Origin of the sequence: Methylobacterium soli (assembly GCF_008806385.1) — a bacterium.
GTDB lineage: Bacteria > Pseudomonadota > Alphaproteobacteria > Rhizobiales > Beijerinckiaceae > Methylobacterium > Methylobacterium soli.
Map to the genome: position 1 here is coordinate 173,505 of NZ_VZZK01000010.1, position 18,445 is coordinate 191,949.

15 protein-coding genes are annotated in these 18,445 nt (G+C 70.9%); 7 read left to right on the plus strand and 8 right to left on the minus strand.

Features of this window, described 5'->3' with window-relative positions:
- Position 1: 1 nt before the first annotated feature.
- The 3 genes from F6X53_RS12370 to F6X53_RS12380 all read right to left on the minus strand — a co-directional run bounded on the left by F6X53_RS12370 (position 2) and on the right by F6X53_RS12380 (position 3,186).
- On the minus strand, positions 2–790 hold the full coding sequence (locus tag F6X53_RS12370; protein WP_151000319.1) for a restriction endonuclease: 789 nt from the start codon (positions 788–790) through the stop codon (positions 2–4).
- A gap of 555 nt (positions 791–1,345) precedes the next feature.
- Positions 1,346–1,852 carry a Ros/MucR family transcriptional regulator gene (locus F6X53_RS12375; RefSeq protein ID WP_151000320.1) on the minus strand — a complete coding sequence of 169 codons (507 nt, stop codon included), beginning with the start codon at positions 1,850–1,852 and terminating at the stop codon, positions 1,346–1,348.
- 617 nt (positions 1,853–2,469) lie between these two features.
- Positions 2,470–3,186: a class II aldolase/adducin family protein gene (locus F6X53_RS12380; protein WP_151000321.1), complete on the minus strand. Its 717-nt coding sequence runs from the start codon at positions 3,184–3,186 to the stop codon at positions 2,470–2,472.
- A gap of 124 nt (positions 3,187–3,310) precedes the next feature.
- Here F6X53_RS12380 and F6X53_RS12385 point away from each other — a divergent pair, with 124 nt between their 5' ends.
- The 3 genes from F6X53_RS12385 (at position 3,311) to dgt (ending at position 8,052) form a co-directional block, all read left to right on the plus strand.
- Positions 3,311–3,472 (plus strand): glycoside hydrolase family 92 protein, encoded by a 162-nt coding sequence (locus F6X53_RS12385; protein ID WP_151000322.1) that lies wholly within the window; start codon positions 3,311–3,313, stop codon positions 3,470–3,472.
- Between the two features lie 228 nt (positions 3,473–3,700).
- Positions 3,701–6,403 carry a bifunctional acetate--CoA ligase family protein/GNAT family N-acetyltransferase gene (locus F6X53_RS12390; protein WP_151000323.1) on the plus strand — a complete coding sequence of 901 codons (2,703 nt, stop codon included), beginning with the start codon at positions 3,701–3,703 and terminating at the stop codon, positions 6,401–6,403.
- 278 nt (positions 6,404–6,681) lie between these two features.
- Positions 6,682–8,052 carry a dGTP triphosphohydrolase gene (dgt, locus tag F6X53_RS12395; protein ID WP_151000324.1) on the plus strand — a complete coding sequence of 457 codons (1,371 nt, stop codon included), beginning with the start codon at positions 6,682–6,684 and terminating at the stop codon, positions 8,050–8,052.
- Between the two features lie 92 nt (positions 8,053–8,144).
- Here dgt and F6X53_RS12400 read toward each other — a convergent pair whose 3' ends face one another.
- The 3 genes from F6X53_RS12400 to F6X53_RS12410 all read right to left on the minus strand — a co-directional run bounded on the left by F6X53_RS12400 (position 8,145) and on the right by F6X53_RS12410 (position 11,285).
- Positions 8,145–8,372 carry a hypothetical protein gene (locus F6X53_RS12400; RefSeq protein WP_151000325.1) on the minus strand — a complete coding sequence of 76 codons (228 nt, stop codon included), beginning with the start codon at positions 8,370–8,372 and terminating at the stop codon, positions 8,145–8,147.
- Between the two features lie 282 nt (positions 8,373–8,654).
- Positions 8,655–9,188, minus strand: coding sequence for a Dps family protein (locus F6X53_RS12405; protein WP_151000326.1), 534 nt, complete (start codon positions 9,186–9,188; stop codon positions 8,655–8,657).
- A 288-nt stretch (positions 9,189–9,476) separates the two neighbouring features.
- Positions 9,477–11,285, minus strand: coding sequence for a L,D-transpeptidase family protein (locus tag F6X53_RS12410; protein ID WP_151000327.1), 1,809 nt, complete (start codon positions 11,283–11,285; stop codon positions 9,477–9,479).
- A 208-nt stretch (positions 11,286–11,493) separates the two neighbouring features.
- On the opposite strand from F6X53_RS12410, the gene F6X53_RS12415 reads away from it, so the two are divergent.
- Positions 11,494–12,651 carry an acyltransferase family protein gene (locus F6X53_RS12415; RefSeq protein WP_151000328.1) on the plus strand — a complete coding sequence of 386 codons (1,158 nt, stop codon included), beginning with the start codon at positions 11,494–11,496 and terminating at the stop codon, positions 12,649–12,651.
- Here F6X53_RS12415 and F6X53_RS12420 read toward each other — a convergent pair.
- Positions 12,638–13,819, minus strand: a complete 1,182-nt coding sequence (locus tag F6X53_RS12420; RefSeq protein ID WP_151000329.1) for an endo-1,4-beta-xylanase — start codon at positions 13,817–13,819, stop codon at positions 12,638–12,640. The two genes, F6X53_RS12415 and F6X53_RS12420, sit on opposite strands and share 14 nt — an antisense overlap.
- 155 nt (positions 13,820–13,974) lie before the next feature.
- Between F6X53_RS12420 and F6X53_RS12425 the strand changes: the two genes are divergently transcribed.
- The 3 genes from F6X53_RS12425 to zwf all read left to right on the plus strand — a co-directional run bounded on the left by F6X53_RS12425 (position 13,975) and on the right by zwf (position 17,655).
- Positions 13,975–15,036 carry an SDR family oxidoreductase gene (locus F6X53_RS12425; RefSeq protein WP_151000330.1) on the plus strand — a complete coding sequence of 354 codons (1,062 nt, stop codon included), beginning with the start codon at positions 13,975–13,977 and terminating at the stop codon, positions 15,034–15,036.
- A 67-nt stretch (positions 15,037–15,103) separates the two neighbouring features.
- On the plus strand, positions 15,104–15,949 hold the full coding sequence (locus tag F6X53_RS12430; RefSeq protein ID WP_151000331.1) for an SDR family NAD(P)-dependent oxidoreductase: 846 nt from the start codon (positions 15,104–15,106) through the stop codon (positions 15,947–15,949).
- 227 nt (positions 15,950–16,176) lie between these two features.
- On the plus strand, positions 16,177–17,655 hold the full coding sequence (zwf, locus tag F6X53_RS12435; RefSeq protein ID WP_151000332.1) for a glucose-6-phosphate dehydrogenase: 1,479 nt from the start codon (positions 16,177–16,179) through the stop codon (positions 17,653–17,655).
- Between the two features lie 152 nt (positions 17,656–17,807).
- Here the strand turns inward: zwf and F6X53_RS12440 are convergent.
- Positions 17,808–18,445 (minus strand): transposase (locus tag F6X53_RS12440; RefSeq protein ID WP_151000333.1); only part of this gene is annotated, 638 nt, incomplete at its 5' end.

Consider the following 18,445-nt stretch of genomic DNA (forward strand, 5'->3'; position numbering starts at 1 on the left):
CTCAGGCGGGCGGCGCCGCGGCGCGGCCGCGCCCCGGCACCTGCCGCATCGGGTGCAGGTCGTCCAGATCGTCGTGGTGGAGGAGCGCCACGCCGGTGGCGGCCGCGAGCTTGCGGGCGGCCGGGGTGAAGCCCGCATTCGAGACCACCGCCGCCATGTCGCCCGACCAGTAGCGGCAGGCGGCGGCGACCTCCTGCACGGCGGCGTTGCCGACGGGCTTCGCGTAGCGCTTGCACTGCACCACGAGGCGGACGCGATCGCGTTCGGCCACGATGTCGGCGCCCTGGTCGCCGCTGGCCTGGGTGGCGTGCGCGCGCCAGCCCGCCGCCGTGAGGCGGGCGGCGCAGAACTGCTCGTAGGCGATCCCGTCCTCGGGCGCCTCGGCCGCGTCGGGCAGGATGACGGCCGCCGCGACCGCCTCGACGATGGCCACCATCGCGTCCCAGTGCGGCTCGGCGTAATCCGCAAAGCCCCTTGCCTCGATCTCCGGCAGGATCGTGCGCTCGACGAAATAGTCGCGCTCGCGCAGCCAGCCATCCTCGATCAGGTTGCCGTAGGGATCGACGAAGCTCTCCTGGCGCCGCCGCAGGGCCAGGGTGCGGGCGTGGCGCCGGGCGATGCCGCGCACCCGCTTCCGGAACCGGCGCGGCCGGTCGAGCGCCCAGATCAGGATCGCCGCCAGGGCGAGCGCCGTGAGGGCGAAGGCGGGGCGGCCGTACCAGAGCCCGAGCCCGCCCCCGATCACGCTGGTCCAGAACAGGCGTCCGACGATGTGGGGCTGGCCGGACATGAGGCGTCCTCGGATCGTCCGCGCGGGAAGCCGCGCTGCCCCTGAGAGCGCCCGGCCGAGGCCCCGACCCTTGGCAGCACCTCCTTGCCCCATCTCTAACGCCGGCGCGCGGCCCCCCGGGCGCGCCGCCCCGCGGCGGGCGGGGCCGCGCCCGACGCCGCCGCCCGGGGGAGCGGCATCAGCGCGCCGCATGCGGGCGGACGGCGGGGAGGGATGTCTCTAAGCCGTTGGGGCGCGGCCGTTATCCGGTCCGCTGAGGCGAGCCCCGCCCCGGCGCGGCCGCCCGGGCCAGGCCGGCCGCGCCGGGGCGAGATCGGGCCGCGTTCGGCTCGACGGGCGGGCTCGAGGCGGTGAACCGGCTGTGGATAGCGCCGGGACAATCCGGTGAAATGCGCCAGGGACGGCACCCGAGATCCTGTCCCGGATCTTGATGCGGAGGCCGGCCGTCGCGCGGCCGGATGTCCTTGCGGGGATCGCGCCCCGACTTGGCGAAACCTTCGAGCCTCGGCGCTCGGGCGCGGGATGCGACCCGCGCGCCCGCCCGTCCCGGGCCCGTCAGGCCTCGGCGGCGGCGGCCCGGGGGCGGCGGGCGCGGGCCGGCTTCGCCTCGACCGCCGGCTTCGCCTCGACCGGTGCCGCCTTGGAGCGGGACTTCCGGCGCTGCTGGCCGAGGCCCATGCTCTTGGCGAGTTCCGAGCGGGCGGCGGCGTAGTTCGGGGCCACCATCGGGTAATCGGCCGCGAGGTTCCACTTCGTCCGATACTGGTCGGGCGTCATGTCGTAGCGGGTGCGCAGGTGCCGCTTGAGCGATTTGAACTTCTTCCCGTCTTCGAGGCAGACGATGTAATCGGGCGTGATCGAGCGCTTCACCGACACGGCCGGCGTCAACGGCTCGACCTTCTCCTCCACGGGCGCGCTCGACAGGCGGTTCAGCGTGCCGTGCACGGACGCGATCAGGCTCGGAAGCTCGGTGACCGGCACGGAATTGTTGCTGACGAAGGCGGACACGATGTCGGCCGCGAGCTCGATGTAATCCGGCGAAACGCCGCTTTCGGTGGACATCGTGATCCCCTGTTGATCGATGGCAATGTGCCGCAAACGCTCGTGAGGCATAGGCCCTGAGAAAATCGGGCGGCGGATGTTCGTGATCTCCGAGCTACTATGGTGTTATAAATTATAAGGCAAGAGGCAAGTGCAATGACGAGCGATATCCAGATTGTTGACTGGATGAGTTGCCCTCAGGCCGGACTAACGACGCATAAGTTGCGAAACGCGCGATCGAACGGATGAAACGGTGGCATCAGCGCGTGCGGGTTGCGTAGGCATTGCCTGCAAGAGCGTCCTGGGTCCGGGAATTCTACAGGATCAGCCTCGACTTAAGGCCGGAAATGCCTGAATTGAGCCCTCTCAACCATCGGTTGAGGCGTCGTGGCCTCAGCGGGAGGCCCGAAACGATTCAGGCACGGGTGCAGCCAGAATACCCATGAAGGATCCGAAGCAAGCGTCGTAATATTTACGCAAAAGTCGGACGAGCGACGGAGGTTTCAAAGGTTGTTCTATCACATCTTCGCGAGGCGCCCGTGCAACGTGGCATCTCGGATGTTTGTGCGGAAGGGGACGGAGATGGGCGCCGCCGGCGCGCCGAGCCGATCGCCGAGACTTGATCTCCCGCGAAGAAATCAGGCCGGGTTTTCGTCGAAACCGAGGGCGGCAGGGGGCGATCCGGTCTCGTCGCCGTCCTGCGCGATCTCGGCGGGGCGGGGGCCGTAGGATTTGAAGCGCTCCACCGTCCGGGCGATCTCGGCATCGTCGAGGACGATCGGGGCGCCGACCTGGAGGGCGATGGCGTATTGCCGGCACAGGGTCTCGACCTCGAGGGCGAGCCACAGGGCCCTGGCGAGGTCCGGCCCGATCGCGATCATGCCGTGATTGGCGAGCAGGCAGGCCTTGCGGTCCTCGAGCGCCGCGAGGGCGGCCACCGACAGGGCCTCGGTGCCGTAGGAGGCGTAGGGCGCGCAGCGGATCGTCGGGCCGCCGGCCGCCGCGATCATGTAATGCACCGCCGGGATCTCGCGTCCGCAGAGCGCGAAGGCCGTGGCGTAGGTCGGGTGGGCGTGCACCACCGCGCCGATCTCGGGCCGGGCCCGCAGGATGTCCCGGTGGAAGCGCCACTCGGAGGAGGGCGGGAGCGCGTGGGCGTGGTGCCCCGCGAAATCCATCGGCACGATGTGCTCGGGCGTCAGGTCCTCGGCGGGAATGCCCGAGGGCGTGACCAGGAAGCCGGCCCCGGCCCGCACCGAGATGTTGCCGGAGGTGCCCTGGCTGAGCCCCAGCGCGATGAGCTGGCGCATCGCCGCCACGATGGCGGTCCGGAGGGTGAGGTCGGAGGACGGCATGATTCGTCTGGTAGCCGATGGCACCGGCCGGGGGAACCGGCCCGGGACACGCCGCCGCGAAACGCCCCCGGGCAGGAAACCCCCTTCCGGGCCAACCGTTGACGCGTCAGGAGACCTGAGGAGCATGACGATGCAGCCCGATTGGATCAGCATCGCGCAGGTGGCGCGGGAGCTCGGAATCGACGAGGCCGAGGCCCGCGCCCTGGCCGAGCGGATGCGCTGGCCGACGGTGTTCAAGGCCGACGACACCCTGGTTCTGCCGCCCCGTCCGCTCACGGGCGGCTGAGCCGGCGCGTCCGAATTTTGCGAAGGCCCCGGCGGCGCGTGGTCCCGCGCGTTTCCGCCCTCGGAGAATCCGGCTAACGCTTCCGGCCGGCGTTACCGCGGGCGCGTCCCGGTTGCCGCAGGCGCGTGCTAGTTGCCGCGGGCGCGTCCTGGCGGGCGCCAGGATTGCGCGTCCATCCGGGCGACGGGACGCCGCGCGTGGCAGGCCGCACGAGGGGCGCCGACCGGGATGAGCACCTACCGTTTCGAGGCGCTGCTGCGCCCGCGCTCGATCGCCTTCGCGGGCGCCGGGGCGCGCGAGGGCTCCCTCGGCCGCGCCGTGCTGGAGAACCTGCGGGCGGCGGGCTTTCCCGGGCCGCTCTGGCCCGTGAACCCACGCCATGACACGGTCGACGGCATCCCGTGCGTGCCGAGCGTCGCCGATCTCGCCGCCGCGCCCGACCTCGTGGTGATCGCAGCCCCCCCCGCGGCGGTGCCGGAGATCGTCGCGGAGGCCGGCCGCAAGGGCGCGGGCGCCGCCGTGATCCTGACCGCCGATCTCGGCGAGGCGCCGGGGGATGCGGGGCCGCAGGCCCGCGCCCTTGGCCGGCGCTACGGCCTGCGCCTCCTCGGCCCCAACAGCATCGGCCTCGCCGTGCCGGGCGCGAAGCTCAATGCCAGCCTGCTCGCCCGCGCGCCGGCGCCGGGGGATCTCGCCCTGGTCTCCCAATCGGGCACGATCGCCTCCGGCATCGTCGAGTGGGCGGCCCGGCGGGATGTCGGATTCTCGGCGGTGCTGTCGCTCGGCCGCGCCTGCGACGTCGATGTCGCCGATTGCCTCGACCATTTCGCGAGCGATCTCGGCACCCGGGCGATCCTGCTCTGCCTCAAGACCGTGCCGGATGCCCGCAAGTTCATGAGCGCGGCCCGCGCCGCCGCCCGGGCCAAGCCCGTCGTGGTCCTGCGCACCGGCCGCCACGAGGCCGCGCCGCGCCGGATCGAGACCCATACGGGGGCGCTGGCCAAGCCCGACGCGGTCTACCGGGCGGCCTTCCGCCGGGCGGGCCTCCTCGCGGTGGAGGATCTCGACGAGATGTTCTCCGCCGTCGAGACGCTGGGGCGCCAGCGCCCCTTTCCGGGCAAGCGCCTCGCGATCCTGACAAATGGGCGCGGCATCGGCGTGCTGGCGGCGGACCGGCTGGCCGACCGGGGCGGCACGCTCGCCGAGATCACCCCGGCGCCAGGGCTCGGCCCGGGAACTGCGCTCGGCCCCGAGGCGGGGCCCGGCAACCCGGTCGATCTCGGGATCGATGCGGATGCGGCGGCCTACGAGACGGCGCTCGCGCCGCTGCTCGCCGACCGGGCCAACGATGCGGTGCTGGCGATCCACGTCCCCACCGCCCGCTCGGACGGCACCGCGGTCGCGGCCGCCATCGCCGGCACGGTGCGCCGGGCCCAGGCCGCCTCGGGCCGCAGGAAGCCGGTCTTCGCCGTCTCCCTCGGGGAGGACGCCGCCGCCACCCGGCTCCTGACGGAGGCCGGGATCCCGCGCTTCGCCACCGATTCGGATGCGGTCGAGGGCTTCCTGCACCTCGTGCATTACCGGGAGGCGCAGGACGACCTGATGCGGACGCCGGATTCGCTGCCGCGCGACTTCGCCCCCGATGTCGAGGCCGCCCGCGCGATCGTGGCCCGCGCGCTCAAGCAGGGCGCCACCTGGCTCGACCCCCTCGGCGTCGCCGACCTCCTGAAGGCCTACGACATCCCGAGCGTGCCCCTGACGCTCGCCCCCGACATCGACGCGGCGGCGAGCGCCGCCTGGCCGATCCTGGCGCAGGGCGGCACCGTGGCGCTGAAGGTCGTCTCGCCCGACATCGTGCACAAGTCCGATATCGGCGGCGTGCGGCTCGATCTCACCAGCGAGGCCGATGTGCGCGAGGCCGCGCGCGCGATCCTGGCCCGGGCGCGCCGCGAGCGGCCCGAGGCCCGCATCACCGGCTTCGCGGTGCAGCCGATGGTGCGCAAGGGCCGCCGGCGCGAGTTGATCGCGGGGCTCGCCGAGGATCCGACCTTCGGGCCCGTCGTGGTGTTCGGGCGCGGCGGCACCGCGGTCGAGGTCATCGACGACCGGGCGCTCGGCCTGCCGCCCCTCGACCTCGCCCTCGCGAGCGAGCTGATCGCGCGCACCCGCGTCGCCCGGCGCCTCGCCGCCTACCGGGACGTGCCGGCCGCCGACACCCGGGCGGTCGCCCTCGTCCTGGTGAAGCTCGCCCAGCTCGCCGCCGACCTGCCGCAGGTGCGCGAGCTCGACATCAACCCGCTCCTCGCCGACGCCTCCGGCGCCGTGGCCCTCGATGCGCGCGTCATGATCTGCCGCGACCCGCGCAAGCCGGGCCGTCCGGCCCGCGGCCGGGGCCATCCGCGCTTCGCGATCCGGCCCTACCCGGTCGAGTGGGAGCGGACCATGATGCTCAAGGGCCGGCGCATTCTCGTGCGCCCGGTCCGGCCCGAGGACGAGGGCATGTTCCGCGCCTTCTTCCAGTCCGTGAGCGAGGAGGACCTGCGCCTGCGCTTCTTCTCGCCGGTGCGCGAGTTTAGCCACGCCTTCCTGGTCCGCCTGACGCAGCTCGACTACGCGCGCGCCATCGCCTTCGTGGCCATCGACGTGGAGACCGGCGCGATGCTCGGCGCCGTGCGCCTCCACGCCGACGCCAACCACGAGAGCGGCGAGTACGCGATCCTGATCCGCTCCGACCGCAAGGGCACCGGGCTCGGCTACGCCCTGATGCGCCTGATGATCGACTGGGCCCGGGCCGAGGGCATCCGCCGCGTCGAGGGCAGCGTGCTCGCCGAGAACCGGCCGATGCTCGCCGTCTGCCGCCGTCTCGGATTCACCGTGCACCCGGACCGGGAGGATATGGGGGTGATGAAGGTCGCGCTGGCGATGGCTTGATCCACCCAACCAGAGATTGAGCCTTTGGCCGTCCTGTCCCGAGCGCCGCAGGCCGGGCGACATTGCGTCAGACAGCGGAATATTAAATCAAGAGTTGCAGATCGGGCTGACTATTGCATCTGGATAGATTATTTGTATAGATTTGTATCATCAGCACAGTGCCGGATTTGAGCTTGATCTAGACAAATCGCGGAAATCCGACATCTCATCCCCGAGATGAGCGTGCCGTCTTTGTCGAAAAACGCATTTGAGATCGGCATATTGGGGAAGGTGGCCCGATGACGCGTATGAGTTGGGGCAAGCTTCTCTCCAGAACCCGGTATGTCTCTGATTTCAGTCGTCAGGCACCCGTGACCCACCCGGTCTCGCAAGTCTCGGTCTTCCTCGAGGATGCCGAGCGGATCATGTACTCGTCCCCGTTCCGGAGGATGCAGGGGAAGACGCAGGTTCATCCCCTGCCGGTGCTGGACTATGTCCGGACGCGCCTGACCCATACGATCGAGGTCGCGCATGCGGGCCGCATCATCGCGACGGAATGTGCGAGATCCCTGAAGGAGAGAGGCGATCTGACCGTGGACGCCGCGGCATTCGCCGACGTCACCTATGCCGGGTGCCTGGCCCACGATATCGGCAATCCGCCCTTCGGCCATATCGGCGAATTCGCGATCCAGACCTGGTTCGAGCGCAACCTCTCCGAAGGCCGCCTCACGGCGCGGCTCAAAGACATCGACGAGATCGAGGATTTCCTCAAGTTCGACGGCAATGCGCAGGGGTTCAGGATCCTGACGGCGACGACGGGTTGGCGCGTCGCCGGCGGGCTGCAACTGAGCTACGCGGCGCTCGGTACGTTCTCGAAATACCCTTGGGCCTCCAAGAGCGCGCCCGCCGACAAGAAGAAATTCGGATACATGGCCGCCGACGCGACGGCGGCGAAGAAGATCTACAGTGAGCTCGGCCTCATCGATCGCGGCGACGGACGCCTCTGCCGGCATCCACTCGCGTTCATCGTCGAGGCGGCCGACGACATCTGCTATCTCACGACGGATATCGAGGACGCGTTTCGGACGAAGTTCATCAAATTCGAATCCGCCGAAAGGCTGCTCAAGGACATCGCCGAAGCGGCCAGCCACGCGCCGCGCTACCCGGAGCTCAAGTCCGCCAACGAGCAGGACAGGATCGCGTATCTCCGGGGCGGTGCCGTCTCCGCGCTGATCGATGCGGCGACCCAATCCTTCATTACGGAGCACGACAACATCTTGCAGGGCAAGTTCACGAGCTCTCTGCTCGATGTCTCGAAGTTCAAGAGCAACGTCGCGGACATCAGAAATTTCTGCCGCGAGGTCGTCTACAAGGACATCGCAAAGATGCAGGTCGAGGCGGCCGGGTACAACATCATCATGACGTTGATGGATCTGTTTGGGGGGATGCTGGATCAGTTCATCGAGCGGGGAAAGGATAAACTCGACATGAGGAACGACGGAATCTACCAGCTCATGCCGAGGGAGTTCCGTGAGGCCTTGAACCAGGCCGATACCTATCGCTGCTACCTCGTCCTGGTGGACTACATCTCCGGCATGACGGACCGCTTCGCGCTCGACCTGTTCCAGAAGCTGACCGGATCGAGCGTCGGGCTCGGCAGGATGGGGTAGCGGCCGGGAGCGGGAGGGCGACCGGGTCCACAGGAGGCCAAGGCAGCGGATGTTGCCCCGCGATCGTCGCGCGATCCTGGCGGCTGGCTGGTCTACGTCGCGTTGCCGATCTGGTTTCTGACGTACAATTGCGCAATTTCCAGCAGCGGCGAGATGATGTCGCTCCGGCCGGACATGTCGCCGGCAATACTCAATTGGCCGATTGCGCGCTCGACGGCACGGTCAGCGGCCGAGTAGTCGCGTTCGCCGCCGCAAGTCTGGGCGGCTTGTATTCCGGCTTCGATGATCTGGCTCGCGGCTGGAGAAATCATGACTGTCATCCCTGACCTCGCAACACTATACTTTGTGCGATGCTCTGCCCGTTTATCTCGACAGTCAATTGTCTGGGATGCGTGTCCACAGGCTTAGACTTGCGGAAGAGTGGGTAAAATCTGAGTGAGGCCAGTCGCTCGGTCCGCCAAGTCGCTGCCATACCGGCAACAGCGTGGTCGGCCTGTGCCGGGGCCCGCAGAGGCTCCAAGGGTCGGGAGCCGGCTCCCGACCCTTGGCAATCAGAGCGTCCGGGGAGGTCCGAGGCTGTGGGCCTCGACCCGTTTCGGCAATCAGTGGCCGGACTGGGTGGCGTTCCGGGTCGATTCGTAGAGGAACCAGGTGCGCTCCTCGGATTGGTCGATCCACTCCTCGAGCAGGCTCGTCGTCGAGACGTCGTTGGCCTCGTCGGTGATCTCGTGCAGCTCGCGCATGTGGGCGGTCAGCGCCTTGTTGTCGTCCCGCAGCTCGACCAGCATGTCGAGGGGGCTGACATAATCGGCATTGTTGTCCGGCACGCGCTTCAGCTCGCTGGCCTGGCCGAGCGAGCGGAGGGTGGTGCCGCCGATCTTGCGGGCGCGCTCGCCGACGGAATCGATGATCGCGAAGATCTGCTCGGATTGCTCGTCGAGGAGCAGGTGGTAGTCGCGGAAGTTCGGGCCGCTGACATGCCAGTGGAAGTTCTTGGTCTTGATGTAGAGGGCGAAGAGATCCGAGAGCAGGACGGTCAGGCCCTCGGCGATCTTCTTGGTGTCGGCCGGGTCGAGGTCGGTCGGGGTGTTCAGACGGTCGCTGTCGACGCGCGGGCTGAGCTTGGCCTTGGCCATTGGGTGGTCTCTCCGTTGATGGTGCCGGGTGATGTCGTGTCCGGGCGCCTGCGCTCGCGCGGCGTCTCTCGCTCGGCAAAATGAACGGTGGCGCCGATTGTTCCGCTCCGCATGGCAGCGCTGCTGGCCGCGTGCAGCTTGGAGCGGTTCCAGGGTGCGGCATGGCACGCGGGGCCCCTGCCTGGGCTCGGGGGCTCAGGGGATCTCACCGCATCACCGTCGATCCGGGCGCGCGATGGGCCCGGACCCGCGGGTGCGCCCTGCGGCCTCGGGCGGACGGGGCGAGGCTCAGGCGCGGGGGCCGACGAGTCCGGGCGGCAGCATCACGGGCTCGCGCGCCAGAGCCTTGGGGGCTGGCGATGGCTTGGGGGCCGGCGGTAGCTTGGGTGCCGGGGTACGGGCCTCGGGCTTCGGCGCGGGGGAATCCGGGGCGGCCGACTTGGGGGCAGCGGACTTCGGAGCGAGAGACTTCGCAGCGAGAGGCTTCGGAGCGGAAGTCTCGGGGGCGGCCGGCTTGGGCGGGTCAGCCTCGGCGGCGCGGGCCGGAATCGGCGCCGGGACGGCCTTCGGGGGCGTCGTCCGCGGGGTGATGGCGCCCGTGATCTGCACGTCCGGGACGGCTGCGGCGGCGGGCGGGTTGTCGAGGGCGTAGATGTCGTCGCGAAAATGCGCCCGCCCGTCCGGCGTCGCGTAGCCGGTGAGATACACGAAGGCGACCGGGATCGGCTTGACCGGCTTGATGTCGCGGCGGTCGCCCGCGGCGATGCCGGTCTCGATCTCGATGGCCCCCCAGTTCGAGCCGGGGCCGTTCGGACCGGGCGTGCCCTCGAGCAGCCAGCCGACGAACTCCTTCACCTGGCCCACGCGGACGCAGCCATGCGAGTGGAACCGCACCTCGCGGGCGAAGAACGACTTCGCGGGCGTGTCGTGCATGTAGACCGCGTGGCGGTTCGGCATGTCGATGCGCACCTGGCCGAGCGAATTGTCGAAGCCCGGATCCTGCCGCAGCGTGTAGTTGACCGCCTTCTCGCCCTTCCAGTCGATCGCCGTCGGGTTCACCTCGACGCCGCCGGGGCCGAGGATGCGGATGTGGTTGCGGGCCAGCCAGCCCGCATCCTTGCGCATCTTCGGGATGATCTCGTTCTTCACCACCGAGACCGGCACGGTCCAGGTCGGGTTGAAGTTGATGTCGGTGATGCGGGTCTCGACCGCGGGCGTCGCCTTGTCGGGGCTGCCGACGACCGCGACGTAGCGGCGGGCGACCTGCCCCTTCTCCACCGCCTCGACGGTGGCGGAGGGGATGTTCACGATCACGTAGCGGTCGCCGAAGGGAAAGTGCGAGCCGATCAGGCGATTGGCCGAGGCCGCGAGCTGGCGCTGGCGCACGCGCGCCGGCACGTTGAGGGCCGCAAGCGTCTGGCGGCCGAGAATGCCGGTCTCGGGCAGGCCGTGGCGGGCCTGGAACGCCGTCACGGCGGCCACCAGCGGCGGGTCGAAGCGGTCGCTGGGCGGCGCGTCGGCCGGCAGATCCCCCGTCAGGGTGAGGTGATGGCGCAGGGACGGCACCGCCGGATTGCGGGCGCCGGGCTTGAGCACGAGGTCGGCCGGCAGGCTCTCCCAGCCGCCGGCCTCGACGAAGGCCTGGTAGCGCTCGGCCATGCGCAGGGTGTCCAGGAAGGTCCCGGGCGCCAAAGTCGGCACCGGGTCGCTGGAGACCCGGGCGTAGACCAGGGGGGCGGGCTCGCGCTTCTTCGCGGGTGCCGGCACGGGCGCCTCCGCCACGGGCAGCGCGACCGGCGGCGCGGTGGGCTGTGCGGATCCGCCGGGGGCGGGTTCCGCCGCCACCGGGGCCGGTGCGGCGGGCGCCAGAGCGGCGGCAGGCGGGCCCGGGACCTGATTCTGCGCTTGGATTTGGCCTTGGGTCTGGCCTTGACCCTGGGTCTGGCCTTGAGCTTGCGTCTGGCCTGGGGCCGGAGCCTGCGCGTGGGCCGGGCCCGGCGCGAGGCCCTGGACCGTCACCCCGAGGGCGAGGGCGAGGGGCGACAGGCTTGCGCCGAGGCGAAGGCGGGGCTTGGAGAAGGGCAGGCGCGCGGGCATCGCGGGTCTCGTCCGGAGAGATCGGCCGGATGATGGGACGCGATGGTTACCAATCCGCTCCCGCGGGCGCGGCCGTTCACCCTAGCGGCAAGTTGTCTGGGCGCTACAGGCGGATTGGTGATTTCATTCCGGGGCCGGACCGGGCCACATGCGCGGGCGGATGGGGGCCCTGCGTCCGGTACGGGACGGAGGCGGATCGGGGGACGTGATGGCGTTGAGCAGCGGCGGCCCGGAGGCCCCCGGGATCCCGGCCGCGATGCCCTACCTGCCGCAGCTCGACGGCGTGCGGGCGGTGGCGGCCCTCATCGTGTTCGTGGCCCATGCGGGCTTCAGCCACGTGGTGCCGGGCGGCTTCGGGGTCACGATCTTCTTCTTCCTCAGCGGCTATCTCATCACCACCCTGCTGCGCATCGAGCGGGCGCGGACCGGGCGCGTCAGCCTCCCGGCCTTCTACCTGCGCCGCACCCTGCGCATCCTTCCGCCGATGTACCTGACGCTCCTCCTCTCCGGCGCCCTCTACGCGCTGGGGCTGATGGACCGGCGGGTGGATGCCGCGGCGGTGATCGGCCAGGCGACCTTCCTGACGAACTACCCGGCCCTGTGGGGCACCGAGCAGGTCCTGCCCGTGCCGCTCTGGAGCCTCGCCATCGAGGAGCATTTCTACCTCGTCTTCCCGCTCGCCTACGCGCTCTGGCTCGGGCGCCGGTCGCCGGGCCGGGCGGCGCTGATCTGCCTCGGCCTCTGCGCGATCGTGCTCGGCCTGCGCGGCCTCAACGTCTGGCGGCTTCCCGATTACAGCCTGAACTACAGCTGGACCCACACCCGCATCGACGCGATCCTGTTCGGATGCTGCCTCGGCCTATGGCAAAACCCGGTCTGCCCAGGGCCGGGGGGCCGCGTCTGGGCGCCCCGGCCCTGGCAGGTCGCGGCGGCCGTCGCGGTCATCCTCGGCACGCTCCTGGTGCGCGACGAGGCCTTCCGGCAGAGCCTGCGCTACACCCTGCAGAGCGCGGCCCTTTTCGTGCTCTTCGCCTGGATCCTGCAGGGGCGCGGCCCGGTGGTGCGGATTTTCGCCGCCGCCCCGATGCGCCGGCTCGGCCTCTATTCCTACAGCTTCTACCTCGTCCACGCGAGCGTGTTCGACGTCGTCGCGCATCTGGCGCCGGGCCTCGGGCGGCTCGCCACCATGGCGGCGAGCTTCATCCTGACACTCGCCTACGCGGCCCTCATCCACGCCGCCGTCGAGCGCCCCTGCGCCCGGCTGCGCCGCAGCCTCCTCGATGACGGGGCGCGCCCGCCCGAGCCGAGCCTCGCGGACGGCGCGCGGGCCGGCCCCGGGGTCGCGCCGCCGCTCACCCGCGCCTGAGCCGGTCCCGGTGCGCCTTGTGGTCGGGCGCGTCGCGGAACGCCTTGTGGAAGGTGTGCCAGAGGGGCTTGCGGGCGAAATCCGCGTCGAGGGGCAGGGCGCGCTGGGGCAGCCCGTCCGGCCGCTTGCGGTTGGGATGGTCGTTGAGCCAGGTGTCGGGGTCGTAGATGTCCCAGGTCATCACGTTGAGCACGGCCTTCTCGGCGCAGACCACGTCGAGGTAGCGCCGCGCCATGTCGGTCACGCCCCGGTCGCGCGCGGCGATGTCGGCCGGGAAGGCGCGGTCGTCGAAATCGAGCTCGGTGATCTCGATGGCGAGGCCGAGGCCGCCGATCTCGGCGAGGAACCGGCGCAGGCGCTCCTGGTCGATCGGCAGCGTGCTGGTGAGGTGGGATTGCAGGCCGAACCGGCGGATCGGCACGCCGCGGGCGAGCATGCCCTCGAGCCGGCGCAGCACCAGGGTGCGGCGCGCCTCCATCCAGGGCACGTCCTGCTCCACCGCGTCCTCGTTCCAGGTGCCGGCGGCCGCGGGATCGACCTCGTGCAGGATGTGGAAGGCGAGGTCGATGTAGCCGGGCCCGAGTGCGGCGAGCCAGGGCGTCTCGCGCAGGCCGTCCGGGCGGCGCACCTCGCCGATGGCCAGCACCTCGTTGACCACGTCCCAGGACTCGATCTGGCCGCGCCAATGCCCGGCCGCCGCCCCGATCCAGCGCCGCAGGAAGGCCTCGGCCTGGGCGGGGCTGCTGCGGGCGAGGAGGGGCTGCACCCAGTCCGGCAGGGCGTCGTGCCAGACGAGCGTATGGCCCCGCATGCGCTGGCCGTTGGCGCGGGCGAAGCGCATCGTCGCGTCGCCCGGCCCGAAATCCTCGAGGCCGGGCTTGGCCAGCACCACCACCATCTTCATGGCCGTGCCGCAGACGAGCATGCCGCATTCGCGCGCGACGGCGCGCCGGTAGGCGGGCAGGTCCAGCCGGTAATCGGGCACCTCGGCCCCGTAGGTCAGGCCCGTGCGGGCGGCCGCCGCCTGCAGGCTGTCGGGCACCCAGGACGGGGGGCCGACCGGACCGAACCCGGACGGCTTGGCGGACCCGGAAGGCTTGGCGCCCGCGCCCGGCGCGCAGAGGATCGAGGCCGCGCCCGCCAGGAGGGCGCGGCGGGTCGGTTTCATGAGGCGCACGGCTGACGACGATCCCCCGCGGATGCCCCGCCAGTTAAGCACGCGGCCGCCGCCGCGGCGAGGGCCGCCGGCCCCGATCCCGCGGCGGGCGCTTGGATCTCCCGCCCCGCATGGCCATCTCGCGCTCCACAACCGGAGAGCGAATCATGACGACAGGCACTGCCCTCATCGCCGGCGCGAGCGGCATCGTCGGCAACAACCTCGCCCGCCACCTCGTGGCGCAGGGCTGGCGCGTCCTCGGCCTCGCCCGGCGCCCGGTCGCGCTGGAGGGCGTCACCCCGGTCGCGGCGGACCTGACCGATCCGGCCGCCCTCGCGGCGGCGCTCGCCGAGCACCGGCCGACCCACGTCTTCATCACCACCTGGATGCGGCAGGCGACGGAAGCCGAGAACTGCGCCGTCAACGGAGCGATGGTGCGCAACCTCCTCGATGCCCTCGGCCACGCGCCCCTGGAGCACGTCGCCCTGGTCACCGGCCTCAAGCACTATCTCGGCCCCTTCGAGGCCTACGGGCAGGGCAGCCTGCCCCAGACGCCCTTCCGGGAGGACCAGGCGCGGCTCCCCATCGCGAATTTCTACTACGTGCAGGAGGATGCGGTCTTCGCCGCCGCCGAGCGGCGCGGCTTCTCCTGGAGCGTGCACCGGCCCCACACCATCGTGGGCTTCGCGCTCGGCAACGCCATGAACATGGGCGTGACGCTGGCGGCCTACGCCACGCTCTGCCGCGAGACCGGCCGGCCCTTCCTGTTCCCGGGCTCGCCCCAGCAATGGAACGGGCTGACCGACGTGACCGACGCGCGCCTGCTCGCCCAGCACCTCGCCTGGGCCGCGACGACGCCCGCCGCCCGCGATCACGCCTTCAACGTCGTCAACGGCGACGTCTTCCGCTGGAGCTGGATGTGGGGCCAGATCGCGGCCTGGTTCGGCCTCGAGCCCGCGCCCTATCCGGGTGAGGCGAGCCCGCTCGAAGCCCAGATGGCCGACGACGGCCCGCTCTGGACCGGGATCGCCCGGCGCGAGGGTCTGGTCGAGCCCGATCTCGGGCGCCTCGCCTCGGCCTGGCACACGGATGCCGATCTCGGGCGCCCGATCGAGGTCGTCACCGATATGGGCCGCAGCCGCCGCCTCGGCTTCACCGCCTACCAGCCGAGCGACGACAGCTTCTTCGACCTGTTCGCGCGGCTGCGGGCCGAGCGCGTGATCCCGTGAGCGCCCCCTCGACAATCGGGGCGCCCGCCCCACCCTGATGCCGGCAGCCCCCGAGGAGAGACACGCCATGGCCGAGCATCCCGCGATCAGTCCCGGCCGGACGGCCGTCGTGACCGGGGCGGCGAGCGGCATCGGGCTCGCCGCCGCCAAGGCGTTTGCCCGCAAGGGCATGAATGTCTGGCTCGCGGACCTGCCCGGCGACGCCCTCGAGGCGGCCCGCGCCGAGGTCGCGGCGCTCGCCGCCGTCGAGGTGCGGGCGGTGCCGGCCGATGTCGGGCAGGCGCAGGCCATGGAGGCCCTGCGCGACGCGGTGCTGGCCCATGGCGGCAGCCCGGCGATCCTGATGCTCAATGCCGGGACCGCGAGCGGCGGCCGGATCTTCTCGGACCTCGCGACCTGGCACCGCATCCTCGACACCAACCTCTGGGGCGTGGTGAACGGGTTCAGCGCCTTCGTGCCCGGCATGATCGCGGGGGAGAAGCCCGGCGCCGTCATCGTCACGGGCTCGAAGCAGGGCATCACCACGCCCCCCGGCAACGCGCCCTACAACGTCTCGAAGGCGGGCGTGAAAGCCGCCACCGAGGCCCTGGCGCACGCCTTGCGCGAGCAGGCGCCGGGCCGGCTCAGCGCCCATCTCCTGATCCCGGGCTTCGTCTATACGGGGCTCGCCAAGGCCCGCGGCGTCGCCGAGAAGCCGGCGGGCGCCTGGACGCCGGAGGAGACGGTGGATTTCCTCCTGGCCGGCCTCGACCGGGGCGATTTCTACATCCTCTGCCCCGACAACGAGACGACGCGGGCGCAGGACGAGAAGCGCATCGCCTGGGCGGCCGGCGACATCATCGAGAACCGCCCGGCCCTGTCGCGCTGGCACCCGGATTACGCCGAGGCGTTCCGGCGCCACATGGAGGGGTAAGGCTGTACAGGAAGGGCTGAGGCCGCCGGGCGCGCCCTGCCGCGCTTCCACCCCGCCGCGGGGTCGTGATGGCCCCTCGTCTGGCGAAGGTCTTGCGAGGGGTATAAGCCGGACGCAGGGAGCCGCTGGCGCTTCGCGCCGGCATCCCGGACCATCCGCTTCGCGCCGGCATCCCGGACCATCACGCTCGGGACCCTTCGAGGCCGTCAGTCACACGGGAGCCGCCCTTGGCCACCATCATCCCCGTCGCCTCCTTCGACTGCGTCGTCTTCGGCGCCACGGGAGACCTCACGACCCGCAAGCTCCTGCCGGCCCTGTACTACCGCTACAAGGACGGGCAGATCCCGCCGACGAGCCGCATCATCGGCGCCTCGCGCTCCGAGATCAGCCTCGACGCCTTCCGGGAGCGGGCCCGCGACGCTCTCAAGCGCTTCGTGCCGGGCCACGACCTCAGCGAGGAGGCGCTGACCGCCTTCCTCGACCATCTCGACTACGTCGCGGTGGACGGCGCGGGCGAGGATGGCTGGGAGCCTCTCGCCGCCAAGCTCGCCGAGCGGCCCGATCAGGTGCGTCCCTATTACCTCGCCACCTCGCCCGACCTCTACGGGGCGATCTGCCGGAACCTCGCCAAGCACGGCCTCATCGGCGAGAAGAGCCGCGTCGTGCTCGAGAAGCCCATCGGCAAGGACCTGAAATCGGCCCGCGCCATCAACGACGCGGTCGGCGAGGTCTTCCCCGAGGAGCAGATCTTCCGCATCGACCATTACCTCGGCAAGGAGACGGTCCAGAACCTGCTGGCCCTGCGCTTCGCCAACACCATCTTCGAGCGCCTGTGGACCGCGGACGTGATCGACCACGTCCAGATCACGGTCGGCGAGACCGTCGGGGTCGAGGGCCGGGCCGGCTATTACGACACCTCCGGCGCGCTCCGCGACATGGTGCAGAACCACATCCTGCAGCTCCTCTGCCTCACCGCGATGGAGAGCCCCCTCAACCTCGACGCCAATTCCGTGCGCGACGAGAAGCTGAAGGTGCTGCGCGCCCTCAAGCCCATCACCCCGGCGGACGTGCAGCACGTCACCGTGCGCGGGCAATACGCGGCGGGCGCCGTCGAGGGGAAGCCGGTCGAGGGCTACCTCACCGATCTCGGGCCCGGCTCCCAGAGCCGCACCGAGACCTTCGTGGCCCTGAAGCTCGAAGTTCAGTCCTGGCGCTGGGCCGGGGTGCCGTTCTACCTGCGCACCGGCAAGCGCCTGCCCGCCAAGATGTCCGAGATCGTGGTGCAGTTCCGCGCCTCGCCCTTCTCGATCTTCCCCGAGGAAGCCTTCGGGCGCGAGCCGAACCGCCTCGTCATCCGGCTGCAGCCCCAGGAGGGCATGAAGCTCGAGGTGATGACGAAGGATCCCGGCCCCGGCGGCATGCGCCTGCGCCCGACCAATCTCGACATCTCCTTCGAGGAGACCTTCAAGCAGCGCTACCCGGACGCCTATGAGCGCCTGCTAATGGACGTGGTGCGGGGCAACCCGACCCTGTTCATGCGCCGCGACGAGGTCGAGGTCGCCTGGGCCTGGGCGGATTCGCTCCTCAAGGCCTGGGCCGACCGCCCCGAGGCCCCGCGCCCCTACGCCGCCGGCAGCTGGGGCCCCACCGCCGCCATCGCGCTGATCGAGCGCGACGGCCGCACCTGGCACGAGGACCTGCGCTGAAGGTGAGACGCCGGCATCCAGCCGAGCGAGCGCTAGAGCCGCGCCCGATCGCGTTGCAACGGGCTGGAAAATCGGCAGCCCCGGTCCGGTTCGACGCGACGGACCCCCTCTCCCGTGCGGGAGAGGGTTGGGGTGAGCGACTGTCTTTGCGGTCAAGCGCTTTGTGGCTGCCATGGCGTGCTGCTCCGGAGGATGGCGTTGAGGATGGTGAGGAGCTTTCGGGCCGTTGCGATGAGGGCGACCATCTTGGGCTTGCCGGCCGCCACGAGCCTGTCGCGGAAGGCCTTGAGGGTGGGGTTGTGACGCGTGGCCACCAGAGCGCCCATGAACAGGGCCGAGCGCACACTGGCCCGTCCGCCGGCGATGAAGCTCTTGCCGCGCCATTGGCCGGACTGGCGCGTGAAGGGAGCGAGGCCGGTGAGCGCCGCGATCTGGCGGCGGTCGAGGACGCCGAGCTCGGGCATCTCGGCCAGCAGGGTGCGGGCGATGGTGGGTCCGACGCCCGGCACGGAGACGAGGAGGTCCTCCTTCGCGCGCCAGGCGGGCGAGCCGCGCACCGCCCCGTCGATGTCGGCGTCCACGCTGGCCAGTTCCTTCTCCAGCGCCTTGACCAAGCGCCGGATGCTGGTCTGAACGCGCGCCGGCGCGCTCGTCTCGCGCTGGCGCTCGGCCCCGATCATCGCCACGATCTGGCGGCGGCGGGCGACGAGGTCGGCCAGGAACCGGGTCTCGGCATCCGGCAGCGGGCGGATCGCCGGACGGGTCGCCTGGGCAAAGCGGGCGATCACGG